Consider the following 24,415-nt stretch of genomic DNA (forward strand, 5'->3'; position numbering starts at 1 on the left):
AGCTAGATGAGCGATACTGACGGTAAGAAAACATTGGGTCTACGCGGCGCTGGCGCCGGGCGTCCTGGCAACGTGAAACAAAGTTTCAGCCACGGGCGGACCAAGAACGTCGTTGTCGAGACGAAACGCAAGCGCGTTGTCGTCCCCAAACCGGGTGGTCAAAAGCCAACGGGTCCGGGTGCCGGTCCTGTCGGTGATCCCTCCCGCCGCCCTGCAGGCATTTCGGATGCTGAAATGGATCGCCGCCTGAAGGCGGTTCAGGCTGCCAAGGCTCGCGAAGTCGAAGAAGCCGCGGCCCGTGAAGCCGAAGAAAAGGCGCGTGCGGAAGACCGTGAACGTCGCCGCGCGGAAATCGAGGCCAAAGAGCGTGAAGAAAAAGAACGCGAAGAAAGCCTGAAGGCGAAAGCCGAAGAAGAAGAGCGTAAAAAGCGCGAAGCCGAGGCTGCGGCCCAAGCGGCTGCCGCCCCTGCGCCTTCCGAAGCCCAACCGCAACGCGCAGCGCCCAACCGTGGCGGTCCTGCTCCTGCGGCCACCCCGCGCAAAAACGAACGCGAACAACAGCAGCGCCCCAAAGGCCGCGGCGACGACAACCGTCGCTCTGGCAAGCTGACATTGTCCCAAGCGACAGGCGGCGGCGACAACCGTCACCGTTCCATGGCGGCGATGAAGCGCAAGCAAGAACGTGCCCGTCAAAAAGCGATGGGTGGTTCGGTCGAGCGTGAAAAGGTCTTGCGCAAAGTTGATCTGCCCGAAGCCATCGTGGTGTCCGAACTGGCCGCCCGTATGACGGAACGTGTTGGTGACGTTGTGAAATCTCTTATGCAAATGGGCATGATGGTGACGCAAAACGAAACCATTGATGCCGATACAGCCGAGCTGATCATTGAAGAATTTGGTCACACCGTGAACCGCGTTTCTGACGCGGACGTGGAAGATGTGATCAACGTCATCGAAGACAAAGACGAAGATCTGAAAGCGCGTCCTCCGGTCGTGACGATCATGGGTCACGTTGACCACGGCAAGACGTCCCTGTTGGATGCTATCCGCAAAGCCAAAGTTGTTTCCGGCGAAGCAGGTGGTATCACGCAGCACATCGGCGCCTATCAGGTCAAAACCGATGGCGGCCAAGTGCTGTCGTTCCTCGACACGCCGGGTCACGCGGCCTTCACGTCCATGCGTTCGCGCGGTGCTCAGGTCACGGATATCGTGATCTTGGTTGTGGCCGCCGATGACGCTGTGATGCCGCAAACGATTGAGGCGATTAACCACGCCAAAGCGGCCAACGTGCCGATGATCGTGGCCATCAACAAAATCGACAAACACGAAGCTAATCCAAACAAAGTCCGCACGGATTTGTTGCAGCATGAAGTGATCGTCGAAAAAATGTCTGGCGAAGTCCAAGACGTCGAAGTTTCGGCGGCGACGGGCCAAGGCTTGGACGAGTTGTTGGAAGCCATCGCGCTGCAGTCTGAATTGCTGGAACTGAAGGCCAACCCTGATCGTGCCGCACAAGGCGCTGTGATCGAGGCGAAGCTGGACGTGGGCCGTGGCCCTGTTGCCACTGTTTTGATCCAGACCGGTACATTGCGTCAGGGCGACATCTTCGTTGTGGGTGAGCAATACGGTAAGGTTCGTGCGCTGATCAACGACAAAGGCGAACGCATCAAAGAGGCTGGCCCGTCCATGCCTGTTGAGGTGCTTGGCCTGAACGGTACACCCGAAGCGGGTGATGTTTTGAACGTAACCGACACGGATGCGCAAGCGCGTGAAATTGCCGAATACCGCGAAAAAGCGGCCAAGGACAAACGCGCGGCAGCGGGTGCGGCAACGACCCTTGAACAGCTTATGGCAAACGCCAAAGCCGACGAGAACGTCAGTGAATTGCCAATCCTGTTGAAAGCGGATGTTCAGGGTTCTGCAGAAGCGATCGTGCAAGCCATGGAAAAAATCGGCAACGACGAAGTCCGGGTGCGCGTCTTGCACTCAGGCGTTGGCGCGATCACCGAAACCGACGTTGGTTTGGCGGAAGCCTCTGGCGCGCCGATCATGGGCTTCAACGTGCGTGCGAACACCTCTGCGCGCAACACGGCGAACCAAAAAGGCGTCGAAATTCGTTACTATTCGGTCATTTATGACCTTGTGGACGACGTCAAAGCGGCCGCATCTGGCTTGCTGAGCAACGAGATCAAAGAAAACTTCATTGGTTACGCAACCATCAAAGAAGTCTTCAAGGTCACGGGTGTTGGCAAGGTCGCGGGCTGCTTGGTCACCGAAGGTACGGCCCGCCGTTCCGCAGGTGTGCGTTTGCTGCGCGACAACGTGGTTATCCACGAAGGTACGCTGAAAACGCTCAAGCGCTTCAAAGACGAAGTGGCCGATGTGCCATCGGGTCAGGAATGCGGTATGGCGTTTGAGAAATACGAAGATATTCGCCCTGACGATGTCATCGAAATCTTCGAACGCGAAGAGATCACGCGCACATTGGACTAACAGTCCAACACAAAGAATTGAGAAAGGGGAAGGTGTTACACCTTCCCCTTTTTCGTTTTCAGGAGCTTAGATAAATCGAACGTTGCTAAGGTGTGTGCTATTAACTGTATGAGAGTATATCTGAATGAAATCACTGTTAGAGCTTCCTGAAATCGAAAGCTTCAAGCGACGCCTGCAATCACTTGCGAGCCTAGATGCGATCGTATGCCCAGATTGGGAATTTAGATATTTCTCCTATGACTCCAACTGGGCGCAGGGAGAAGAAATGGGTTCAATTAGGAATGGTTCGGGAGACGAAGTTTTCGCACTTTTTTCTATACACGGGTGTTTTATCAAGGAATATTGTCGCGCTAAGTCAATAATGAGTAATGCCTATGAAACCGTACCTGTTGAGTTTCTAGAAGCTACTAACGAGACAGCGTTTTCGCCAGATAGAGTTACCAATTGTTATTGGAAAACCAAAGCATCTGATCGTTGGTCTATGAGCGAGAGTATTGAAACCAGTGACTCAAACCTAGGTGAATTGCTCTCTTTGGTGGATGGCGACGCTGAAACCTATCTAATTTTTGCGAAAGACTATTTTGACAAAACACTACCTTTAGGCGCTGTCTCTCAAGTCTTGAAGTTTGGCAACTTGACTACTCCAATTTTGGATAGCCTAGAGTTCGATGGGCAATTTCATGATCTGTCAACGGAACTTGAACAGATAGGCTACCCGACAGCATTTGATTAGAACGTAGGTGAAATCGAAAAAGGGGAGGGTGTTGCACCTTCCACTTTTTCGTTGTGGAATAGTAAAAACTGGGAGTTTGGGTGTGAGTGCGAGAAACAAAACGTCTCTGAAGCCAACGCTTGTTGTCACAGCTGTCTATTTGTTGTGGGCAGGCGGCACTTCAAGCGCGATGGGATCCGGTGGTTACATCGTTTGGGCACCTTTGGTCGCAATCATAGCCTATTTTGTCCATTCAATGCTTCGATGGATGCTTAAGTGACCCATGGGTCAGATGAACCAACACCTGCGGTCAGCAATGCGAAGAGGGGTTCGATCAGGTTCCTGATCCAACAGGCCGCCCTGCGAAAACCTGCTGACCAACCCGTACCAAAACACGGCCATTTTCCAAGGTGCGCACGAAAGTGCCTTGTACCGAAACGCAGCTGCCCATTGTGATTGTCCGTAGCATGTCATCATCCCTTGTTAAGTCTTTATGCCACCACTTTGGACGGTAATTCGTTAACAAGTGTTAAAGCTTCCGTACGGTTATCATAACCAATCGCGTAAAATTGGAATGAGCGGAATGTCGGCTGCTGGCATCGGATAATCCCGCAAATCCTTTGCACGGACCCATTTTAGAGCCTGATTTTCGCGGCTTTGTGGTGTGCCTTCCCATTTTCGGCAGGCAAACAGAGGCATCAAAAGATGAAAATTATCGTAAGCGTGGCTGGCAAAAGTTAATGGCGCCAAACAACTTTCCCAAGTGTTTATGCCCAATTCCTCTTCCAGCTCTCGTATCAAAGCAACTTCGGGTGTTTCGCCTGCTTCGACCTTTCCGCCGGGGAACTCCCACAGCCCTGCCATTGATTTTCCCTCGGGCCGTTGCGCCAGCAAAACGCGCCCATCGACGTCGATCAAAGCGACAGCAGATACCAAAACTGTTTTGATGCTCATGACCGATAGTCCGCGTTGATTTCGATGTACCCATGCGTCAGGTCACAGGTCCAGACCGTTGCCGATCCATCGCCCATGCCGATGTCCACTGTTACCTTGATGTCCTGTTCTTTCATCAAAGCCGCAGCATCTGCTTCGACGTAGTCAGGGCTGACCCACCCTTTGTCAGCCACCAAAACATCGCCGAACCAGATTGACAGGGTATCGCGATCCGCTGGCGCACCTGATTTGCCAACGGCCATTACAACACGGCCCCAATTGGGATCTTCGCCTGCAATTGCAGTTTTCACCAATGGCGAATTGGCGATGGCCATGGCATGTGTGTGTGCGTCTTTGTCAGAAGTTGCCCCTGTGACTGCGATCTCGACAAACTTGGTTGCCCCTTCGCCGTCTTTCACGACTTGATGCGCAAGGTCTTGCATCACGGCGTGCAGGGCGTCGGCAAAGTCGCCGTTCCCCGTGGCGTCCACCCTTGACGCGCCAGTCGCGGCCATCAGCAGGCTGTCTGAGGTCGAGGTGTCGCTGTCTACAGTGATGCAGTTGAAGGTCTTGTCCGACAGGCCAGCCACCAGCGTTTGCAGCTTTCCCTGATCATAAACGGCATCGGTGAAGACGTAGACCAGCATCGTCGCCATATCGGGTGCAATCATACCAGAGCCTTTGGCGATGCCGGCGATATTCACTGTTTGCCCGTCAATCGTAACAGAGGCCTTTGCCCCTTTGGCAAACGTATCGGTCGTCATGATCGCCTGCGCCGCGGCTTCGATAGCCGTTTCACTCAGCGATGAATTCAGCGCGTCCAGCTTGGCGACAACGCGGTCATGCGGCAACGCTTCGCCGATCACGCCTGTAGAAGATGTGAACACGCGGCCTTCGGGGGTGCCTGTGGCTTGTGCAACGGCCTGTGTGATTGCTTTTACCGACGCGACCCCGTGTTTGCCCGTGAACGCATTTGCATTGCCGGAGTTCACCAAAATCGCAGCGCTTTGATCCGGTGCGCCGCCCAGCTTGGTCTGGCAATCCAGCACAGGTGCTGCGCGGGTGGAGGACCGTGTGAAGACCCCGGCAATCGTGGTGCCGGGATCAAGCACAGCAAGCATCACATCTGTGCGGCCTGCGTATCGCACGCCTGCTTCAACAGTCGCAAAGCGTGCGCCTTTGATGGCGGGCAGGTCGGGAAAGGATGCAGGTGCCAGCGGGGAGATTTTGGTGATGTTTGCCATGTTTACGGGTTAAGCAGCTCTAGGTCTTTCAGGATTGTGGGGTCAATGCCGTCCGCGCCAGAGCGGTCAACGTCAGCGGCTTTTTCCATTTCGGCAATGACGTTTTCCAACTTGGTGCGGCGCACTTCGGCCAGCAGCTCTTCGCGCACGTCCTCGAATTTAGGCGCATCTTTGGTTCGGGTTTCGTTCAGCTGAATGACGTGCCAGCCAAACTGTGTTTCGACGGGATCCGAAATCGCGCCGGATTCCAATTCGACTACGGCTGCTTCAAAGGATGGCACCATAGCGCCTTTTCCAAACCAGCCCAAAGATCCGCCGTTCGGTCCTGACGGGCCTGTGGATTTTTCGCGGGCCGTTGATGCGAAATCAGCGCCGCCTTCAAGATCAGCCTTGATAGTGTCTGCTTCTTCTTTGGTTTCGACCAGAATATGTGAGGCATTGTATTCGGTTTCCGGCGCATCAGAGCTGTAAGTGCTGTCGTACAAAGCCTGAATGTCTTCGACAGGAATATCTTCCGCCAAAATCTGCTCAACCTTCTCACCTGCGATCAGTGAACGGGTTTCGTTTTCGATAGATTTGGTGACGCGGGCGGGCAATGTGCCGTCAAATGAATCCTTCAATACGGTTTGCTGCACAAGCTGGTCCAGAATGCCCTGAAACAAAACCGCGTCCGGCAATTGCTGGTATTGCTCGGGCAGGGAATTACGGGCAACGATCATGTGCCCAACGGTGATGTCGGTGCCATTTACGGTTGCAACAACGGTGTCGGCGTCCTGGGCCTGAGCAGGCAAAGCTAGGGTCCAAGCGACCCCCAAAGCGGCGACAAATTTGAGACGGTTCTGCATGTTTCAGTCCTTGGGCTTTTGTCGCGGCGTTGCGCAACATTGACACTGTATAATACGGCCCTTACATCGCCATATGGGCTTTGTCCGGGACGTTTCTCTCAACTAGTATCTATGGGTTGCGTGCGGGTCGGGCAAGCCGTTGCAGGCAAACGTAACAAACTGGTCGCTGGAGAACGCATGCTGGGTTTCGGAACACTCACGAAAAAGGTCTTTGGCACGCCCAATGATCGCAAAGTCAAAGCTGTGCGTCCCTTGGTCGAAAAGATCAACGCCCTTGAGCCTGAATACGAAAAACTAAGCGACGAAGGGCTGAAGGATAAAACCGAAAGCCTGGCAAAACGCGCCATGGGCGGTGAAAGCCTGGACGACTTGTTGCCCGAAGCATTTGCGAACTGTCGTGAGGGCGCGCGTCGCGCATTGGGTCTGCGGGCCTTTGATGTGCAGTTGATGGGCGGCATCTTTTTGCACCAAGGCAACGTCGCCGAAATGAAGACGGGTGAAGGCAAGACCCTTGTGGCAACCTTCCCGGCCTATTTGAATGCGTTGACCGGCAAGGGCGTGCACGTTGTTACCGTGAACGATTATCTGGTGAAACGTGACGCGGAATGGATGGCCAAAGTCTACAACGCCTTGGGTCTGACCTGTGGTTTTGTGTACTCCGACCAGCCGGACGAAGAAAAACGGGCCGCCTATGCCTGCGATGTAACCTATGCGACCAACAACGAGTTGGGCTTTGATTACCTGCGCGACAACATGAAGTCCGAGCTGGATCAGATTTTCCAAAAGCAGCACAACTTTGCCATCGTCGATGAAGTTGACAGCATTTTGATCGATGAAGCGCGAACGCCGCTGATTATTTCCGGTCCTGCGGACGATCGGTCCGAACTTTACAAAACCATTGATGCAGTGATCCCTTCGTTGACCGAAGAGCATTACACCCTTGATGAAAAAACCCGCAATGTGACCTTTACAGACGAAGGCAACGAGTTCCTTGAAGAACAATTGCGTGTGCGCGGTTTGTTGGAAGAAGGGGCGACCTTGTATGACCCTGAAAGCACCACAATCGTGCACCACGTCAATCAGGGCTTGAGGGCCCATGTTTTGTTCACGCGCGACAAGGATTACATCGTGCGCGATGGCGACGTGGTTTTGATTGATGAATTTACAGGCCGTATGATGGCGGGGCGCCGTTTGTCTGACGGTTTGCATCAGGCGATCGAAGCCAAAGAAGATTTGGCCATCAAGCCCGAAAACGTGACGCTGGCGTCCGTGACATTCCAAAACTACTTCCGCCTGTACAATACCCTGTCTGGCATGACGGGTACGGCGGCGACCGAAGCCGCTGAATTCGCGGAAATCTACGGCCTTGGCGTTGTCGAAGTGCCCACAAACCGCGAAATCGCACGTGTTGACGAAGACGATCAAGTCTTTCGTACAGGCGCGGAAAAATATGAGGCAATGGTCAAAGAGATCAAGAAAGCCCATGAAAACAAACAGCCCGTTCTGGTCGGGACAACATCCATCGAAAAGTCGGAAATGTTCAGCCAGGCGCTGACGGCCGAAGGCATTGCACATAACGTCTTGAACGCGCGCCAACACGAACAAGAAGCGCAAATTATCGGTGATGCAGGCAAGTTGGGTGCCGTAACGATCGCCACGAACATGGCGGGCCGCGGCACAGACATTCAACTTGGCGGCAACGTCGAGATGAAAGTGATGGAAGCGCTGGCGGCGGATCCTGAAGGTGATCCCGAAGCGCTACGTGCCAAAATCGAAGCCGAACATGAAGATGAAAAGAAGGCCGTTCTGGCTGCGGGTGGTTTGTTCGTTCTGGCCTCAGAACGTCACGAAAGCCGCCGCATCGACAACCAGCTGCGGGGTCGTGCCGGTCGTCAGGGTGATCCGGGCCGCACGTCCTTCTATCTGTCTTTGGAAGACGATCTGATGCGCATCTTCGGGTCCGAGCGTTTGGACAAGGTTCTCAAAACCCTTGGTCTGGAAGAGGGCGAAGCGATTGTGCACCCGTGGGTCAACAAGTCGCTGGAACGTGCGCAAGCCAAGGTTGAAGGCCGTAACTTTGACATCCGTAAACAACTTTTGAAGTTTGACGATGTGATGAACGACCAGCGTAAAGTCGTCTTTGCGCAACGTCGCGACATCATGGAATCACAAGATTTGTCCGAAATCACAGGCGATATGCGCGAGCAGGTCATCGATGATCTGATCGACATTCACATGCCAGCAGGTTCTTACGCTGACCAATGGAACGCACAGGGCTTTTATGCAGACGCCTTGGAGCAGCTGGGTCTTGATGTGCCGCTGATCGAATGGATGGAAGAAGAAGGCGTAGACGACGAACAAATCCGCGAACGCCTGATCGAAGCCGCGGACGCATTGATGGCCGAAAAAGTTGCACAGTTCGGCGAAGACAATATGCGGTCCATCGAGAAGCAATTGTTGCTCCAATCTATCGACGGCAAGTGGCGTGAACACTTGTTGACGTTGGAACATTTGCGATCCGTTGTCGGGTTCCGCAGCTACGCGCAGCGCGACCCTTTGAACGAATACAAAAACGAATCGTTCCAATTGTTTGAAACGATGCTGGATGGGTTGCGGTCTGACGTGACACAGAAGCTTTCGAAAATTCGTTTGATGACGGAAGATGAACAGCGTGCGATGGCGGAAGAAATGGCGGCCCAACAAGCCGCTTCTGCGGCTTTGGCCACGCCAAATGCAGACGTGCTGCCAACACCGACAGCCGAAGCTGTTGCGGCTGGGTTTGATGAGAATGACCCAACCACTTGGGGCAACCCGGGTCGTAATGAACCATGCCCCTGTGGGTCGGGCCTGAAATTCAAACACTGCCACGGCCGTCTGACCTAAATCCGGCCTGCCTTTATCTTGCCTAAATGAGTCCTTGGATCGGTCATAACCCGGTCCAAGTTTGATGTGATGTTGCTTCTGACCCAATCTGCCAGAAGGGACAGAACAATGTTAAAAGCAAGAGAAATTGCGACTGCCGCCGGTACACTGGCCTGCGCTGTTGGCATTGGCTTTATCATGCAAAATGGTGACACCGCGAAAGAACGCTACGGTGCGCAAACGCCCGTTTTGGACGCAGAAACGGTTCAAGCAGATGTTATTTCTGCCGTCGTGAATGCGGATCTCGTCTTGGAAGTGCAAGATATCACGCTGACGTCTGCCCAAACGGCGCCCTTGCCAGAAACCAGCGATGTGACGTCCATTGGGGCTGATACAGGTGTTCAACTGGCTGCAGCAAACGATGCATTGGAAACCCCTGTGCAACCCGATGTGGTGCCTTTGCCCAGCTGCGATATTGTTGCATCCGCCCAAGCGGCACCCGGGGCCATGATTGAACTCTCTTTAAGCGCGCCGTGTTTGCCAAATGAACGTGTGAACGTTCACCATCAGGGCTTGGTGTTTACACAAACAACCAGAAACGATGGCAGTTTGACCCTTAGTCTGCCTGCGTTGGCCCAAGACGCCACAGTTATTTTTGCGTTTTCAGACGGGGACGGTGCCGTGACATCGGCATCGGTAGATGATCTGGATATGTACAATCGCACGGCGTTGCAGTGGCGCGGCGATGCTGGCTTCCAAATCCATGCCCGCGAATTCGGGGCGGCTTATGGCGAAGACGGCCATGTTTGGGTCGGCGCGCCCGCCGCACAGGGGGATTTGATGCGATTGGGCGATGCCACGGTTGCGGAACCTTTCATGGCAGAGATTTATAGTTTCCCGCGCATGTCCAGCACGTCTGAAGGGACAGTTGACCTTAGCGTTGAAGCGGAAGTGACACGCGCCAATTGCGGATTAGAAATCGAAGCGCAGTCGCTGGAAGTTTCGTCGACCGGGATCAAAACTCAGGATTTGACCCTTGCAGTGCCAGATTGTGACGCCTTAGGTGACTTTCTGGTGTTGAATAATCTGGTCCAAGACCTGAAAGTCGCCAGCAACTAAAGCTGTGCAACTCTAGGAGCCGAAATGGCCTTGAAACGTGCGGCGATCTTCGCCGCGCTTTTCTTTTTGCTGGGTCAGACGATCGCCTTTGCCCAAGATGTGACCCTGACATCGCCTGATGGAAGCGTTGAAATCAGCGGTACTTTGCTTGGTTTTGACGGGGAATTTTATCGCGTCGATTCCGTCTATGGCGAATTGACGGTCGACGGATCTGGGGTGTTATGTGACGGCCCCGCGTGCCCGAACTTGCAAGATTTCGTCGCACAGGTTTCGATTTCTGGATCAGCGACTATGGGATCTGTTCTGATGCCTGCGCTGCTGGAAGGGTTCGCTTTGCGTGGAGGCTATGTAACCCAGCGCGAGACGTTGAACTCCGAACAATACGTGTACCGCTTGATATCCGAAGACAGCGACAAGCTTGTCGCAGAGTTTCATTTTCGCCTGACAACAACGGATGACGGTTTCTTTGACCTGTTGGGCAACGAAGCGGACATCGTCATGGCATTGCGCGAAATCCGTCCCGAAGAACGCAAGTTGGCCCGCGAGGCCGGTATGGGTGACATGACACGGGCCAATCGAAGCCGTGTCTTGGCTTTGGATGCCATGGTGCCTGTTGTGTCGCCCAGCAATCCGGTGCGCAGTGTTTCCCCGCTGGATTTGGCGCGAATATTGGCAGGGCGTATCGACAATTGGAAAGATCTGGGCGGTCCGGACGCGCCGATTGATTTGCACTTGCCTGCTTTTGAAACCGGTTTGGGGCAGGCCATCGAAGACGAAATCATGGGGCCAGCAAAGCTTGAATTTGCCGAAAATATCGTGCGCCATGACCGTGGTGTCGATCTGGCGTTGGCTGTGCAGAACGGTCCATTTGCCATAGGCGTTGCCAGCTATGCAGAGGTCGGAAATACGCAACCAGTGACTTTGACAGGTGCGTGTGGTTTCGCGTTGCGTGCGGCGCGTCGCACGATAAAGACGGAAGATTACCCTTTGACCGCCCCGATGTTTTTGTATCTGCCGGCGCGTCGGTTGCCCAAAATTGGTCGTGATTTTTTGGCTTTCACGCGTGGTCCATCCGCTCAGATTGTGATCCGCCGCGCAGGTTTTGTAGATCAGGCCCCTGAAGAGATTGCGATCAATGACCAAGGTAGCCGTTTTGCCAATGCGATTTCTGTGGCAGGACCGGAGACGTCATTGGAAGAACTTCAACGCATGACGCGCACTTTGGATGGGATGGCGCGTCTCACCACGTCTTTCCGCTTTGAATCCGGGTCGATCCGTTTGGATGCGCAATCAAGGTCCAATGTGCAACAATTGGCCCGTGCATTGGAAGTTGGGCGCTATGATGCGCGGCAGGTGACATTTGTCGGTTTCAGTGACGGGGATGGCCCTGCGTCCGCCAATCGCGATATTGCGTTGAAGCGGGCCGATGCGGTGCGCAGAGCTGTGAAGCAGGCTGCGGAAACGGCCAACTTTGACCGGGTGGTACTGGATGTGGATGCATTTGGCGAAGCATTGCCCATGGCGTGCGATGACAGCGCGTGGGGCCGTCAGGCCAACAGACGTGTTGAGGTCTGGGTGCGTTAAGTTGATGCTGCGAGATACTGACTTTCAGGGGGCGCTGTGCGCCTCCCCCGGGGTTACTTTGGAAAAAGACGCTTAAAGGTAGCCTTCTGATTTGAAGCTGAGTTCTGCCGATTTCCCGATGATCAGATGGTCGTGCAAGGTTATGCTTAAGGCGGTGCACGCTGTTTGAATCATTTCCGTCATAATCAAATCTGAATCTGACGGCGTTGGGTCCCCTGAGGGATGATTGTGGACCAGGATGAGTGCACTCGCGTTAACCTCTAACGCGCGTTTGGCAATCTCCCGAGGGTAGACGGGCACATGATCGACGGTGCCTTTTGCTTGGGCTTCATCGGCGATCAAAGTGTTTTTGCGGTCCAGATAAAGCACCCGAAACTGTTCCGTCTCTCGGTGCGCCATAGCCGTATGACAATAGTCCAACAAAGCATCCCAAGAGGACAACACCGGCCGGTTCATGATTTTTGCGCGGGCCATACGTTGTGCAGCGGCTTCTATGATTTTAAGTTCTGTGACCACGGTGTCCGTGACGCCTGCGATCCGCAGCAGGCGTTCTGGCGGGGCGGTGATCACGCGGTTGAAGTCGCCAAAGGTTTTCATCAGCTCTTTGGTCAGTGGTTTGACATCGGCGCGCGGTATCGCGCGAAACAGCACCAGTTCCAGCATTTCATGGTCTTGCACTGCTTTATTTCCCGCTGAAGCAAACCGGTCGCGCAGTGCTTTGCGTTCTTCAGATACCAAAACCGCAGGCCGCATACAGGGCCATTGCACTGGTGTGGCTTCATCAAGGTCAAAAATATTGCTGGCCTCGTGAAAGGCATGAGTTGATTCTGTCATGGATATAGCGTTGCAAATTGCCCTTACCGGACTGTTAACGGCAACAAAAAAGGCGGGACAAAGCCCGCCTTTTGATACTGCTGCTGGTTTCCAGATCAGCCCTTCATGCTGTCCCAGAAGCTTTTGACCGACGAAAAGAAGCTGCTGCTTTCGGGGTTATTTTCCGACGATAGCTCATCGAATTCTTTCAGCAGTTCTTTCTGTTTTGCCGTCAGGTTCACAGGCGTTTCAACGGCCAGTTCGATGAACATGTCGCCTGCTGCGCCGCCGCGTAGGGCGGGCATGCCTTTCGACCGCAGGCGCATCTGGCGCCCGGATTGCGATCCTGCAGGGATTTGCACACGTCCACGGCCACCGTCGATGGTGGGCACTTCGATGCTGCCGCCTAAGGCGGCTGTGCTCATGGAGACGGGCACACGACAGAACAGACTGTTGCCGTCGCGTTCAAACAGCTCGTGCGTTTTGACGTCGATGAAGATGTAAAGATCACCCGATGGTCCGCCGCGCATACCAGCTTCGCCTTCGCCCGCAAGACGAATACGTGTACCGGTTTCGACGCCTGCAGGGATGTTCACAGACAAGGAACGGTCTTTTTCGACGCGTCCTGCGCCAGAACAGCTTTTGCAGGGGTTGTTGATGATCTGACCCAAACCCGAACAGGTCGGGCAGGTGCGTTCAACGGTGAAAAACCCCTGTTGCGCACGGACTTTGCCCATGCCGGAGCATGTGGGGCAGGTGGAAGGTTCTGCGCCGCCTTCTGCGCCGGACCCGTTGCAGGGTTCGCAGGCCACGGATGTGGGCACGTTCAGCGTTTTCTGCATGCCCGCAAAGGCGTCTTCAAGCGAGATGGTCAGGTTGTAGCGCAAGTCAGAGCCGCGTGCCGCGCGACGTCCGCCGCCTTGCCCGCCACGTCCGCCTGCGAAATCGCCAAACAAGTCGTCGAAAATATCCGAGAACGCGCTGCCAAAGTCGCCTTGCCCCTGACCGCCGCCAAAGCCGCCGCCGGGTCGTCCGCCACCGCCCATTCCACCTTCAAAGGCGGCGTGGCCATAGCGGTCGTAGGCGGCTTTTTTGTCGCCGTCTTTCAGAACTTCGTAAGCTTCATTTGCTTCTTTGAACTGGTCTTCCGCTTTGGGATTGTCCGCGTTGCGGTCGGGGTGCAGTTCTTTGGCTTTCTTGCGATAGCCTTTTTTGATTTCGTCGGCTGAGGCGCCTTTGGCGACGCCAAGCACTTCATAATAGTCACGTTTTGCCATGGATCTGGTTCCTCTCTGGAACGAACAAGCCGGCCCGGTGAACGGACCGGCTTGAAATTGGGGTCACGACGGGGCGCTTACGCGCGTTTGTCGTCGTCCAGATCTTCGAATTCCGCGTCGAGGATGTCGTCGTCTCCGTCGCGTGGTTCGTCGGCGGCTGCCGGCTCTTCTTCGCCAGCTTCCGCTGCAGAAGCTTTGTAGATCGCTTCGCCCAGTTTCATGGCCGATTCGGTCACGTTCTGGATGCCGGATTTGATCTTGTCGGCATTTTCCGTTTCCAGATCGTCGTTAAGCGCGGCGATGGCCAATTCGATCGCTTCGATCGTTGTTGGGTCCACCTTGTCTTTGTGCTCTTCCATGGATTTCTCCGTGGAGTGGATCAGGCTTTCGGCTTGGTTTTTCGCCTCGATCAGTTCCTTACGCTCTTTATCCGCATCCGCGTTCTCTTCCGCGTCTTTGACCATGGCTTCGATGTCCTCGTCGGACAAACCACCAGAGGCCTGGATCGTGATCTTTTGTTCTTTCATCGTGCCTTTGTCCATCGCGCCCACGGACACGATGCCGTTTGCGTCGATGTCAAACGTCACTTCGATCTGTGGCATGCCGCGTGGTGCTGGTGGGATCGATTCAAGGTTGAAGGCACCGAGGATCTTGTTGTCGGACGCCATTTCGCGTTCACCTTGGAACACTCGGATCGTCACAGCGTTCTGGTTGTCTTCAGCGGTCGAGAAGATTTGCGATTTCTTCGTTGGGATCGTGGTGTTGCGGTCGATCAAACGTGTGAACACGCCGCCCAAGGTTTCGATGCCCAAGGACAGAGGCGTCACGTCCAGAAGAACCACGTCTTTTACGTCGCCTTGCAGAACACCGGCTTGGATCGCGGCACCCATGGCCACAACTTCGTCGGGGTTCACGCCTTTGTGGGGCTCTTTGCCGAAGAATTTTGTCACTTCTTCGATCACTTTAGGCATACGTGTCATGCCGCCAACCAGGACCACTTCGTCGATGTCGGATGCAGACAGACCGGCATCTTTCAAAGCCGCGGCGCATGGTTTCATGGAGGCCTTGATCAGGTCGTTCACGAGGCTTTCCAGCTTCGCACGGGTCAGTTTCATGACCATGTGCAGCGGTTGGCCCGTGGAGCCCATGGAGATAAACGGCTGGTTGATTTCGGTCTGGTTGGCGGAAGACAATTCGATCTTCGCCTTTTCAGCCGCTTCTTTCAGACGCTGCAACGCCATCTTGTCTTGTGTCAGGTCAACGGAGTGTTCTTTTTTGAATTCGTCCGCGAGGTAGTTGACGATGCGCATGTCAAAGTCTTCACCGCCCAGGAACGTGTCGCCGTTGGTCGATTTCACTTCGAACAGGCCATCGTCGATTTCCAGAATCGTGACGTCGAATGTACCGCCGCCAAGGTCATAGACCGCGATGGTTTGCGTGTTTTCTTTGTCGAGGCCGTAAGCCAGCGCCGCTGCTGTTGGTTCGTTGATGATCCGCAGCACTTCGAGGCCAGCGATCTTGCCGGCGTCTTTGGTTGCTTGGCGCTGCGCGTCGTTGAAGTAGGCAGGAACCGTGATCACGGCTTGTGTCACGTCTTCGCCAAGGTAGCTTTCCGCTGTCTCTTTCATCTTTCCCAAGATGAAGGCAGAGATTTGCGACGGCGAATACTTTTCACCCTTGGCTTCGACCCATGCGTCGCCGTTGCCGCCATCAATCACATTGAAGGGCAAGTTTTTTTTGTCTTTTGCCAGATGCGCGTCGTCGTTGCGGCGACCGATCAGGCGTTTGACGCCGAAGATTGTGTTGTCTGGGTTTGTCACCGCTTGGCGTTTCGCGGGCTGGCCCACAAGACGTTCGTTGTCGGTGAAAGCCACGATGGATGGTGTTGTGCGCGCGCCTTCTGCGTTTTCAACAACGCGAGGCTGGCTGCCGTCCATGATGGCGATACAGGAGTTAGTTGTTCCGAGGTCAATACCAATAACTTTGGCCATGTTTTTCGATCCCTTATTTAGCGTTCAAGGCGATGACACGAGACGCAGGCCCGTTACGGCACCCTTGTCCCGAATGATAAGCATGAAACAGGTCGTCTCATGCGGTTCGGAGCGTATATAAGGAGCGTACACTAGCCCTGCAAGCGTTGCGGACAGGTGAATCTGGGGAATTTTGCAATTTGAGGCGGATATGACGGTTCTTAGGCTGCGCGGCTTTGACATCCGTAAACAGTACCTTAACACACAGGCGCAAAATGAGGTCTTGCAGGCCGTGCGGGCTGTTGCCGAAACGGCACCTGTTTTCTCGCCCATGACCCCTTATGGAAAGCCTATGACTGTGCGCATGACGTCGGCAGGCAAATACGGCTGGTTTTCGGATGCGTCCGGGTATCGCTACGTTCGAACACATCCTTCGGGTACGGCTTGGCCGGACATTCCGTCTCCGATTTTGGACATTTGGCGCGCAGTATCGGGTGTGGACCGATTGCCCGACTGTTGTTTGGTCAATTTCTACGGCGAAGATGCGCGGATGGGTTTGCACCAGGACCGGGACGAAGCCGATTTTAGCTGGCCGGTTGTGTCTGTGTCGTTGGGCGATGACGGATTGTTCCGGATTGGCAACACAACACGGGGTGGCAAGACGGAATCGGTATGGTTGCAATCGGGGGACGTGGTGGTCATGGGCGGCGCTGCGCGATTGACCTATCACGGCGTGGACCGGATCAGATTTGGCACATCCACGTTACTTCCCAAAGGGGGGCGCATCAATCTGACACTGCGTGTGGTTGATTGAGAGACCGTTGTCCTTTATTCTTTTTCCAGAACATGGAGATTTTATGTCCCGGTAAAGTGGGAAAGCCTTTGCGCTTTCCGATGCACACCTTCAAAGCGATTTGCGTACCTCGATTGGTGCGGCCTTTGTTGTGTGCGTTCGACCATTCCAGACACCACTGAAAGATCAAACCGATGACACGGGACTATTCCCAATTCATGCCTCAAGCCAAACAAACAGAGGTAACACTTTCCACACTGGACACCCTTGGGTGGCAGCCGTTCTTTTCGCAGCAATTGTCCATTGACGATATGACCAACACCCCGCCTGTGCGCGTAACCGAGGTGCACCGCACAGTGATGCGTGTGATCGGGCAGGGGATCGACAAGACGATTCCGTCCGTGGCCGACGCAACTGTGGGGGATTGGCTGCTTTTAAGTGCGGATGGCACGTATTCCGACACTGTTTTAAATCGCAAAAGCCTGATGAAACGGCGTGCGCCGGGATCAGATCGTGCTGTGCAATACATTGCGGCCAACATCGATACCGCCTTTATCGTGACGTCTTGCAATCAAGACTTCAATGTCGCGCGATTGGAACGCTACATCGCGGTTGCGTTCGAGGCCGAGATTGATCCCGTGATTGTTCTGACAAAGCGTGATCTGGTTGCGGACACCACCGATTTTGAAGCCCAAGCACGGTCCATTTCCGATCTGGTACCTGTCATTGCAATTGATGCCCGATCCGATGAACCAAAAGCAAAGCTTGCGGAGTGGTGTAAACCGCGGCGGACCGTTGCCTTTTTGGGATCATCCGGGGTAGGAAAGTCGACCTTGGCGAATACGATGGCGGATCGCGATATCATTGCCACGCAAGGGATCCGTGCGGCTGATGATAAAGGACGCCACACAACAACGTCCCGCCAATTGCATCTGGTGCCGGGGGGTTTTGCGGTTCTTGATACGCCGGGCATGCGCGAATTGCAGATGACGGATGTTACGGCAGGGATCGAAGATCTGTTTTCTGATCTGCAAGAGCTGTCCACGCAGTGCAAGTTTCGCGATTGTGCACATGAAACGGAACCGGGATGCGCCGTGCGTGCGGCCATGGACGCAGGCGACATCGATGAGGCGCGGATGCGACGGTGGAAAAAGCTTGTGGCTGAAGACGCCTACAACTCGGCCACACTGATCCAGCGCCGCGCCCGCGATAAAGCCTTCGGCAAGCTGGTGCGTGGGGTCGTGAAAGAGAAAAAGCGCTAAGCCGTTTTATAAAAAACCCCGTATCGCCCGATTTGGTGGCGGTACGGTGGTTCATGGTCTTTGCCGCTTAGGGTCTTAATGAACAACAGCCTGAAACAGTTTCATCCCCTTCAGGGCTTGCGAAACCTGTATAGCCTTTCAGCAATATTTCGATTTTCAACCCAAACGCGTTTTCTGTATTGGGGTAGGTACATGCAGCAGGCGTCAGCTTGGCGTCGAAGTCGACTTGCAGTCCCGGACGCGCCGAGGTTTCCGACATTGTGATCTTGCCCTCATACCCAAGTTTGTCGTCGCTTTTGGTAAATTGTACATCACCACGGGTTTCGGGTGTGTTCCATGCGCTTGACTTGTCGTCGCTTAGATCAAGGTTCCAGCTTGGCTCTGCGCCGAAGCAGGCCAGCGTTAGGGGCATGTCGTCTTCTACTTTAATCATACTGCTCATGGTGACCCAGCCTGTCGTGTCGCGCACATTGACCTGACCCCAAATGCCATCTGCACTGACGGAGACAACTTCGATGGATTTCGCATCAAACACATACCCTGCCAAGACATCCGAAGTGTCGTCTTGTGCTGCAAAGATTGGCAGCAAATCACCATCCGGTATCCCGATCACAGAATACCGCGCGGGAAAATCATAGGCACTTGCGACGGTTGCCCAAAAGCCAAGCAGCAAAACAGATATAAATTTCATCGGCGTGATCCCCAACTGATAGACGCGTGGCGACGTGTGTAAAATTCGCCCATGAGGCCGAGCATAACCAGAACGACTCCGACCCAAAACCCATATTCCCACGTGCTGTATCGCGGATTGTAGTTGATGAACGTAAAGCCGCGCGATTGATCGATGGCATGAAACAGCGGGTTCCAGTCAAACATCGCCAGCATGAAGCCCGGAAGCGTGTTTGCAACAAACATCTTGCCAGACGCAATCATGTTCGCCCTTTGGTAAATGGTTGAAAAAATGGAAACGGCCGTGGGAAACCATGGCTTGATAGCAAGCAAGACCAGCCCCAAAGCCACCCCTGTAAACCATGCCAGCAACAGCATCCCGAAGGCGCCAGCCGGGTCTTCAATAACCACTGGTGTGAAGGCCACATGGTACACAAACAAAATGCAAAACAGCGAAAGCACTTGCACGTAAAGCGCACCAAGGGCGGCAGACAGAATGGCGATGATGGTGTTCATGGGGGCGTGTTGCATCATCGGGCTTGCGGGCCCTTCTGATCCAACCACAGCACCAAGGGACTTGGAGTGCGTCAGATACAGGAAAATTCCCGTCATGATATACAGTAGAAAATCGCCGCGAATGGCCGCACCGCGCAACCCCAAAATCGAAAACATCACGTAAAAAGCAAGAACAAAAACAATAACTTGAAGCATGTTCATCAAAATTGCCAAAAACGCATTGTTATGGGTTTTGCGTACGCTTCGTACAATCGAATGATAGACCAGTTCGGCCATCGATAGGGCGATGCCTACCCCGCTTTGCGGTTTCCGCGTCGGTTGAAACATGTGTCGTTGCCTCAGGGTTGTTGCGAAAGTCGCATGGAATTCTTGCCGTTCCGTTGTTGTCGCACCATAAGTGATCCGAGTTTTGAATTCAACAAAACCCCACGGGGCAGGAGACTAGACGTGAATTATGAAGATTTGGTGCCGGTCATTCGCACCCTTGCGTTGGAAGCTGGCGACAAGATTATGGAAATCTACGGTGCTGACGACTTTGATGTGAAAACGAAGTCGGACGACAGCCCTGTCACCGCTGCTGACGAAGCTGCGGATGCTATTATTTCGGCTGGACTGCGTGCCGCGTTTCCCGACGTGATGCTTGTCACGGAAGAGCAATCCGCCACGCACACCGCATCAGGCGATACGTTTTTGATCGTTGATCCGCTGGATGGCACTAAAGAATTCATTCACCGTCGCGGCGATTTCACTGTCAACATCGCGCTTGTCGAAGGCGGCACACCCACGCGTGGTGTCGTTTATGCCCCAGCCAAAGGGCGCATGTTCTTTACGCAAGCCGATGGTCAGACGGTCGAGGAAACCGGCGATTTCGCCAAGGATAAAATTGGCGCGGTTACACCTATTTCTGTCTCTAACGCTGACAATTCCGCTCTTATGGTGGTTGCATCGAAATCGCACCGCGATCAGGCGACGGATGACTACATCAATAAATACGCCGTCAAAGATATGAAAAGCGCAGGGTCATCGTTGAAGTTCTGCCTGATCGCGACGGGCGAAGCGGATGTTTACCCGCGCCTTGGCCGCACAATGGAATGGGACACAGCCGCAGGACACGCGGTTTTGTTGGGTGCAGGAGGCGATGTGGTGCGGTTTGATGACCAAACAGCTTTGAAATACGGCAAGGCGGATTTTGCAAACCCGTTTTTCATCGCTTATGCGCCGTCGGTCGATTTGAAGCCTGCGTAATGTCTGTTTTGATCGTCATACCCGCCCGCTATGCGTCCACGCGCTATCCTGCGAAACCCTTGGCGATGCTGACCGGTGCGCAAGGCGATCAACGGTCATTGATCGAACGCAGTTGGCGGGCCGCGTGTGAGGTGCAAGGCGCGGACCGCGTTGTTGTGGCCACAGATGACGCCCGCATCCAGGACGCCGCTGAGGCCTTTGGAGCGGAGGTAGTCATGACATCCGAAAGCTGCGCCAATGGCACAGAGCGTTGCGCAGAAGCGCATGCTGCGCTGGGCGGTAGCTATGAGATCGTGGTGAACCTGCAAGGCGATGCACCGCTGACACCGCATTGGTTTGTGGAGGATCTTGTGACGGGTTTGCGCGCTGCGCCGGATGCGGAAATCGCAACGCCTGTGTTGCGGTGCGATGGGGCGACACTGAACAGCTTTCTGAGCGACCGAAAGGCAGGCCGTGTTGGCGGCACAACAAGCGTTTTCGACGCGCAACGCCACGCGATGTACTTTTCCAAGGAAGTGGTGCCATTTACATCCGAAACCTATGCGGATGAAGACGAAACACCCGTGTTCCATCACGTAGGCGTCTACGCTTATCGTCCCGATGCTTTGGCGGCGTATCCGTCGTGGCCTGTTGGTCCGTTGGAGCAGCTTGAAGGGCTGGAGCAATTGCGCTTCATGGAAAATGGCCGTTCCGTTTTGTGTGTCGAGGTCGAAGCAAAAGGACGTCAGTTCTGGGAGCTGAACAACCCCGAAGATGTGCCAAAGATCGAAGCGATGATGGCGCAGATGGGGCTGGCATGACACGCCCTTCGGTCAGCGTTGTGGTGGTAAGCCGCGACCGGCCGGACGCGTTGACGCGTTGCATTACGGGGCTGTCGCAGGTCCAGTATGATCCGTTTGAAATTGTGGTTGTGGCTGATCCGGCCGGGATCGAAGCGGTCAAGAAAATGGCGTGTTCTGACGACGTGAAGGTGGTTGCGTTTGATCAGGCGAATATCTCAGCGGCGCGCAACGCCGGTGTTGTTGCGGCAGCTGGTGATGTGGTGGCTTTCATTGATGATGATGCTGTGCCAGAGCCTACGTGGCTGCACTATTTGATTGCACCGTTTGAGCAATCGGATGTGGCAGCGTCCGGCGGGTTTGTGATTGGGCGCAACGGCATCAGCTTTCAATGGAAGGCGCGGCTGATCAACGCTTTGGGGCATAGCGAGCCGATCGAAGTGGCCGAGGACAAAGCCACAGTGTTGCGGGCCCCGACAGGGTATGCTGTGAAAACCGAAGGCACTAACATGGCGGTACGCCGTGATATTTTGGTCGAGCTGGGTGGATTTGATCCGGCCTACCATTTTTACCTAGACGAAACGGACCTGAACATGCGGCTGGCGCGGGCAGGGCATGCGACGGCGATTTGCCCGCGTGCGCAGGTACACCACGGGTTTGCGGCCAGCGTGAGGCGCCGCCCGGACAGGGCGCCATCGGATTTGTTCGATATCGGCGCAAGCTGGGCGGTGTTCGCGCGAAAGTTCATCGTGGACACCGCGCAAGACGCGCATTGGAAGGACGTGCAAACCAGTGAACGCAAACGGCTTTTGTCGCATATGGTGACGGGTCGGCTTGAACCGCGGCAGGTGCGCTATCTGATGAAACGCCTTCGGGCTGGGCATGCCGAAGGGGGCGTGCGTCCTGTCGGGGCAAATCAAGTGACCCGACATGCCAGTGATGGGTTCAAGCGATTCCCAGTGGTGGCGCGGCATACACATTTTGAGCTATCGACCCTGCGCGGTGCCGCAGCCGCAAGGGAGGCTGCGAAAGTCAGGGTGAAAAACGCACAGATAGTCACCTTGATCATTCTCTCGCGCACGGCGATGTACCACCACGTGCAGTTCAATCCCGCCGGATTCTGGGAACAAAAAGGTGGGCAGTTCGGCAAGTCTTTGCGCAACGAAAGGATTTTTCAGTGGGCAAGGGCCAAAGCACGTAAAAAGAAAGAAATGGAACGTGTCGCTATCGTGCGTCAGGTGTGAGTAAAAAATTGGCGTGATGATGCAACATTTGCAGGCAATTCCAACGTTTTGAGACGTTTGCGTGTATTTTGTTCGGAAAATTACGTTTAGATAACCAAAAATGCTCTAAAACAGAGCGCACGAAATGAGGATCAGGAATGCGTAAAAAGGTGACCAAGGCTATCTTTCCGGTGGCCGGACTTGGAACGCGGTTTTTGCCAGCGACAAAATCAGTCCCGAAAGAAATCATGACTTTGGTGGATCGCCCTTTGATCCAATACGCCATTGATGAAGCCCGTGCTGCCGGCATCAAGGAATTTATCTTTGTGACGTCCCGCGGCAAAGGCGCATTGGAAGATTACTTCGACCATGCCCCGAACCTTGAACAAGAGCTGCGCAAAAAAGGTAAAACCGAGGCGCTTGAAGCCCTTAAAGATACCAACATGGACAGCGGCGCCATTGCCTACATCCGCCAGCACAAGGCGCTTGGTTTGGGTCACGCTGTTTGGTGCGCACGGCGCTTGATTGCAAACGAACCCTTTGCGGTAATTTTGCCTGATGATGTGATCGCGGCCGAAAAGCCATGTTTGCAGCAAATGGTAGAAGCTTATGAAGAAACAGGCGGCAACATGGTTGCGGCCATGGAGGTGGCTCCGGAAAAGGCATCCTCATACGGTGTGCTGGATGTGTCGGAAGACATGGGATCCATGGTGCGCGTCAAAGGTATGGTTGAAAAGCCCCCGGCCGATGAAGCGCCATCCAATCTGGCCGTAATAGGCCGCTACATTCTGTCGCCCAACGTGCTTGGCAATTTGAACAAGATCAAATCCGGTGCCGGTGGTGAAATTCAGCTGACAGACGCGATTGCGGCCGAGATTGAACAAGACAATCCAGTCTATGGCTACCGCTTCAAGGGCCAGCGTTTTGATTGTGGATCAAAGTCCGGCTTCTTGCAGGCGACTGTATCCTTTGGTCTGGCGCGTGAAGAACTGCGTGATGATCTGCGTGGGTACATCCACGATATCGTCGCAATGGACAAAGCGGCGGAGTAACGTCTTTGGCGGATCATGTACTTGTTACAGGCGGCGCGGGTTACATCGGTTCGCATGCCTGCAAAGCACTGGCGGCAGCTGGCGTCATTCCAGTGACCTTCGACAATTTGGTTACGGGCTGGGAAGAGGCCGTAAAGTTCGGGCCGTTCGCCCAAGGTGATCTGTTGGATCGCGCCCGCCTGGACGCCGTATTCGCCGAATACCAGCCGATAGCCGTTATGCACTTTGCCGCGCTTTCGCAGGTTGGCGAAAGCATGTCAGAGCCCGGAAAATACTGGCGCAACAATGTGTCGGGGTCTTTGAACCTGATCGAAGCAGCCGTTGATTCGGGCTGCATGAACTTTGTATTTTCAAGCACCTGCGCCACCTATGGTGATCAGGACAACGTGGTTCTTGATGAAAACAGTGCTCAATACCCGATCAATGCATACGGCGCGTCCAAACGCGCAATTGAGGATATTCTGCGCGACTTCGAAACGTCGAACGGACTGCGTCATGTGATCTTTCGGTATTTCAACGTTGCGGGTGCTGACCCCGATGGTGAAGTGGGCGAATTCCACCAACCCGAGACGCATTTGATTCCGCTTATGTTGGATGCCATCGACGGCAAACGCGATGCGCTGACCATTTTTGGCACCGACTACGATACGCCGGACGGCACCTGTATCCGCGATTACGTGCATGTGTGTGATCTTGTGGATGCCCATGTTCTGGGTCTGAAATGGCTACAAGACGACAAAGCGAGCCGCGTGTTCAACCTTGGCACGGGCTCCGGATTTTCGGTGCGTGAGGTCATTGATCATTCGCGCAGTGTCACAAACCGCGAAGTGCCCTATAACGAAGGGGACCGTCGCGCGGGGGATTGTACAAAACTGGTGTCTGGTTCGTCGCGCGCTGTGTCTGAATTGGGGTGGTCGCCAACGCGGTCTACCCTGCAACAGATGATCGCAGACGCGTGGAGATGGCATCAAACTGGCCACTATTCCAAATAATCCGCCGCCCGCCCGGCTTTTAGACATAACCCGTT

General features: G+C 54.5%; 21 protein-coding genes. 12 read left to right on the forward strand and 9 right to left on the reverse strand.

Annotated features, from left to right (window positions below; all coding sequences use genetic code 11):
* Positions 1–6 precede the first annotated feature (6 nt).
* Positions 7–2,490 carry a translation initiation factor IF-2 gene (gene infB, locus ASD8599_RS00875; protein ID WP_108826790.1) on the forward strand — a complete coding sequence of 828 codons (2,484 nt, stop codon included), beginning with the start codon at positions 7–9 and terminating at the stop codon, positions 2,488–2,490.
* A gap of 124 nt (positions 2,491–2,614) precedes the next feature.
* Positions 2,615–3,223 carry a hypothetical protein gene (locus ASD8599_RS00880; RefSeq protein WP_108826791.1) on the forward strand — a complete coding sequence of 203 codons (609 nt, stop codon included), beginning with the start codon at positions 2,615–2,617 and terminating at the stop codon, positions 3,221–3,223.
* A gap of 313 nt (positions 3,224–3,536) precedes the next feature.
* On the opposite strand, the gene ASD8599_RS20470 is transcribed toward ASD8599_RS00880, so the two are convergent.
* The 4 genes from ASD8599_RS20470 to ASD8599_RS00895 form a co-directional block, all read right to left on the reverse strand.
* Positions 3,537–3,671, reverse strand: coding sequence for a hypothetical protein (locus ASD8599_RS20470; protein WP_281261548.1), 135 nt, complete (start codon positions 3,669–3,671; stop codon positions 3,537–3,539).
* Positions 3,672–3,751: 80 nt separating this feature from the next.
* Complete coding sequence (locus ASD8599_RS00885) at positions 3,752–4,150, reverse strand: (deoxy)nucleoside triphosphate pyrophosphohydrolase (RefSeq protein WP_108829940.1); 399 nt, start codon at positions 4,148–4,150, stop codon at positions 3,752–3,754.
* Positions 4,151–4,152: 2 nt separating this feature from the next.
* Positions 4,153–5,379, reverse strand: coding sequence for a bifunctional glutamate N-acetyltransferase/amino-acid acetyltransferase ArgJ (gene argJ, locus ASD8599_RS00890; protein WP_108826792.1), 1,227 nt, complete (start codon positions 5,377–5,379; stop codon positions 4,153–4,155).
* A gap of 2 nt (positions 5,380–5,381) precedes the next feature.
* Positions 5,382–6,224 (reverse strand): peptidylprolyl isomerase, encoded by an 843-nt coding sequence (locus tag ASD8599_RS00895; RefSeq protein WP_108826793.1) that lies wholly within the window; start codon positions 6,222–6,224, stop codon positions 5,382–5,384.
* A gap of 177 nt (positions 6,225–6,401) precedes the next feature.
* Between ASD8599_RS00895 and secA the strand changes: the two genes are divergently transcribed.
* The 3 genes from secA to ASD8599_RS00910 all read left to right on the forward strand — a co-directional run bounded on the left by secA (position 6,402) and on the right by ASD8599_RS00910 (position 11,789).
* On the forward strand, positions 6,402–9,107 hold the full coding sequence (gene secA, locus ASD8599_RS00900; RefSeq protein WP_108829941.1) for a preprotein translocase subunit SecA: 2,706 nt from the start codon (positions 6,402–6,404) through the stop codon (positions 9,105–9,107).
* A 108-nt stretch (positions 9,108–9,215) separates the two neighbouring features.
* A complete protein-coding gene (locus ASD8599_RS00905) occupies positions 9,216–10,205 on the forward strand; it encodes a hypothetical protein (protein WP_108826794.1) in 990 nt (329 codons plus the stop codon).
* A 24-nt stretch (positions 10,206–10,229) separates the two neighbouring features.
* Positions 10,230–11,789, forward strand: coding sequence for a substrate-binding domain-containing protein (locus ASD8599_RS00910; RefSeq protein WP_108826795.1), 1,560 nt, complete (start codon positions 10,230–10,232; stop codon positions 11,787–11,789).
* A 72-nt stretch (positions 11,790–11,861) separates the two neighbouring features.
* On the opposite strand, the gene radC is transcribed toward ASD8599_RS00910, so the two are convergent.
* The 3 genes from radC to dnaK form a co-directional block, all read right to left on the reverse strand.
* Complete coding sequence (radC, locus tag ASD8599_RS00915; protein WP_108826796.1) at positions 11,862–12,623, reverse strand: RadC family protein; 762 nt, start codon at positions 12,621–12,623, stop codon at positions 11,862–11,864.
* A 95-nt stretch (positions 12,624–12,718) separates the two neighbouring features.
* Positions 12,719–13,879 carry a molecular chaperone DnaJ gene (gene dnaJ, locus ASD8599_RS00920; protein ID WP_108826797.1) on the reverse strand — a complete coding sequence of 387 codons (1,161 nt, stop codon included), beginning with the start codon at positions 13,877–13,879 and terminating at the stop codon, positions 12,719–12,721.
* Positions 13,880–13,956: 77 nt separating this feature from the next.
* Positions 13,957–15,870, reverse strand: a complete 1,914-nt coding sequence (dnaK, locus tag ASD8599_RS00925; protein WP_108826798.1) for a molecular chaperone DnaK — start codon at positions 15,868–15,870, stop codon at positions 13,957–13,959.
* Between the two features lie 190 nt (positions 15,871–16,060).
* Between dnaK and ASD8599_RS00930 the strand changes: the two genes are divergently transcribed.
* Positions 16,061–16,663 (forward strand): alpha-ketoglutarate-dependent dioxygenase AlkB family protein, encoded by a 603-nt coding sequence (locus ASD8599_RS00930; protein WP_108826799.1) that lies wholly within the window; start codon positions 16,061–16,063, stop codon positions 16,661–16,663.
* Positions 16,664–16,836: 173 nt separating this feature from the next.
* Complete coding sequence (gene rsgA / locus ASD8599_RS00935) at positions 16,837–17,904, forward strand: ribosome small subunit-dependent GTPase A (protein ID WP_108826800.1); 1,068 nt, start codon at positions 16,837–16,839, stop codon at positions 17,902–17,904.
* Positions 17,905–17,971: 67 nt separating this feature from the next.
* Here the strand turns inward: rsgA and ASD8599_RS00940 are convergent, their stop codons facing one another.
* Together ASD8599_RS00940 and ASD8599_RS00945 are read right to left on the reverse strand one after the other, a co-directional pair.
* Positions 17,972–18,595 (reverse strand): hypothetical protein, encoded by a 624-nt coding sequence (locus tag ASD8599_RS00940; RefSeq protein ID WP_108826801.1) that lies wholly within the window; start codon positions 18,593–18,595, stop codon positions 17,972–17,974.
* Entirely contained in the window at positions 18,592–19,416 is an 825-nt protein-coding gene (locus tag ASD8599_RS00945) for an ABC transporter permease (RefSeq protein WP_108826802.1), read from the reverse strand. The genes ASD8599_RS00940 and ASD8599_RS00945 overlap by 4 nt, the downstream gene beginning before the upstream one ends.
* A gap of 120 nt (positions 19,417–19,536) precedes the next feature.
* Between ASD8599_RS00945 and cysQ the strand changes: the two genes are divergently transcribed.
* From cysQ to galE, 5 genes are all read left to right on the forward strand, one after another.
* Entirely contained in the window at positions 19,537–20,334 is a 798-nt protein-coding gene (gene cysQ / locus ASD8599_RS00950; protein ID WP_108826803.1) for a 3'(2'),5'-bisphosphate nucleotidase CysQ, read from the forward strand.
* Positions 20,334–21,134 (forward strand): 3-deoxy-manno-octulosonate cytidylyltransferase, encoded by an 801-nt coding sequence (locus tag ASD8599_RS00955; RefSeq protein ID WP_108826804.1) that lies wholly within the window; start codon positions 20,334–20,336, stop codon positions 21,132–21,134. Before cysQ ends, ASD8599_RS00955 begins: the two co-directional genes overlap by 1 nt.
* A complete protein-coding gene (locus ASD8599_RS00960) occupies positions 21,131–22,357 on the forward strand; it encodes a glycosyltransferase family 2 protein (protein ID WP_108826805.1) in 1,227 nt (408 codons plus the stop codon). Before ASD8599_RS00955 ends, ASD8599_RS00960 begins: the two co-directional genes overlap by 4 nt.
* Positions 22,358–22,494: 137 nt before the next feature.
* Positions 22,495–23,388 carry a UTP--glucose-1-phosphate uridylyltransferase GalU gene (gene galU / locus ASD8599_RS00965; protein ID WP_108826806.1) on the forward strand — a complete coding sequence of 298 codons (894 nt, stop codon included), beginning with the start codon at positions 22,495–22,497 and terminating at the stop codon, positions 23,386–23,388.
* Between the two features lie 5 nt (positions 23,389–23,393).
* Positions 23,394–24,380, forward strand: a complete 987-nt coding sequence (galE, locus tag ASD8599_RS00970; RefSeq protein ID WP_108826807.1) for a UDP-glucose 4-epimerase GalE — start codon at positions 23,394–23,396, stop codon at positions 24,378–24,380.
* The last annotated feature ends 35 nt before the right edge of the window (positions 24,381–24,415 follow it).

Origin of the sequence: Ascidiaceihabitans donghaensis (assembly GCF_900302465.1) — a bacterium.
GTDB classification, from domain to species: domain Bacteria; phylum Pseudomonadota; class Alphaproteobacteria; order Rhodobacterales; family Rhodobacteraceae; genus Ascidiaceihabitans; species Ascidiaceihabitans donghaensis.

Excerpts from the sequence above, each read along its gene's own strand:
- ASD8599_RS00955 (WP_108826804.1), top strand. The coding sequence starts at position 20,334 with ATGTCTGTTTTGATCGTCATACCCGCCCGCTATGCGTCCACGCGCTAT.
- ASD8599_RS00905 (WP_108826794.1), top strand. The coding sequence starts at position 9,216 with ATGTTAAAAGCAAGAGAAATTGCGACTGCCGCCGGTACACTGGCCTGC.
- ASD8599_RS00910 (WP_108826795.1), top strand. The coding sequence starts at position 10,230 with ATGGCCTTGAAACGTGCGGCGATCTTCGCCGCGCTTTTCTTTTTGCTG.
- ASD8599_RS00880 (WP_108826791.1), top strand. The coding sequence starts at position 2,615 with ATGAAATCACTGTTAGAGCTTCCTGAAATCGAAAGCTTCAAGCGACGC.
- ASD8599_RS00945 (WP_108826802.1), bottom strand. The coding sequence starts at position 19,416 with ATGTTTCAACCGACGCGGAAACCGCAAAGCGGGGTAGGCATCGCCCTA.
- dnaK (WP_108826798.1), bottom strand. The coding sequence starts at position 15,870 with ATGGCCAAAGTTATTGGTATTGACCTCGGAACAACTAACTCCTGTATC.
- argJ (WP_108826792.1), bottom strand. The coding sequence starts at position 5,379 with ATGGCAAACATCACCAAAATCTCCCCGCTGGCACCTGCATCCTTTCCC.
- ASD8599_RS00940 (WP_108826801.1), bottom strand. The coding sequence starts at position 18,595 with ATGAAATTTATATCTGTTTTGCTGCTTGGCTTTTGGGCAACCGTCGCA.
- secA (WP_108829941.1), top strand. The coding sequence starts at position 6,402 with ATGCTGGGTTTCGGAACACTCACGAAAAAGGTCTTTGGCACGCCCAAT.
- dnaJ (WP_108826797.1), bottom strand. The coding sequence starts at position 13,879 with ATGGCAAAACGTGACTATTATGAAGTGCTTGGCGTCGCCAAAGGCGCC.
- infB (WP_108826790.1), top strand. The coding sequence starts at position 7 with ATGAGCGATACTGACGGTAAGAAAACATTGGGTCTACGCGGCGCTGGC.
- ASD8599_RS00960 (WP_108826805.1), top strand. The coding sequence starts at position 21,131 with ATGACACGCCCTTCGGTCAGCGTTGTGGTGGTAAGCCGCGACCGGCCG.
- ASD8599_RS00930 (WP_108826799.1), top strand. The coding sequence starts at position 16,061 with ATGACGGTTCTTAGGCTGCGCGGCTTTGACATCCGTAAACAGTACCTT.
- galU (WP_108826806.1), top strand. The coding sequence starts at position 22,495 with ATGCGTAAAAAGGTGACCAAGGCTATCTTTCCGGTGGCCGGACTTGGA.
- rsgA (WP_108826800.1), top strand. The coding sequence starts at position 16,837 with ATGACACGGGACTATTCCCAATTCATGCCTCAAGCCAAACAAACAGAG.
- radC (WP_108826796.1), bottom strand. The coding sequence starts at position 12,623 with ATGACAGAATCAACTCATGCCTTTCACGAGGCCAGCAATATTTTTGAC.
- ASD8599_RS00895 (WP_108826793.1), bottom strand. The coding sequence starts at position 6,224 with ATGCAGAACCGTCTCAAATTTGTCGCCGCTTTGGGGGTCGCTTGGACC.
- ASD8599_RS20470 (WP_281261548.1), bottom strand. The coding sequence starts at position 3,671 with ATGCTACGGACAATCACAATGGGCAGCTGCGTTTCGGTACAAGGCACT.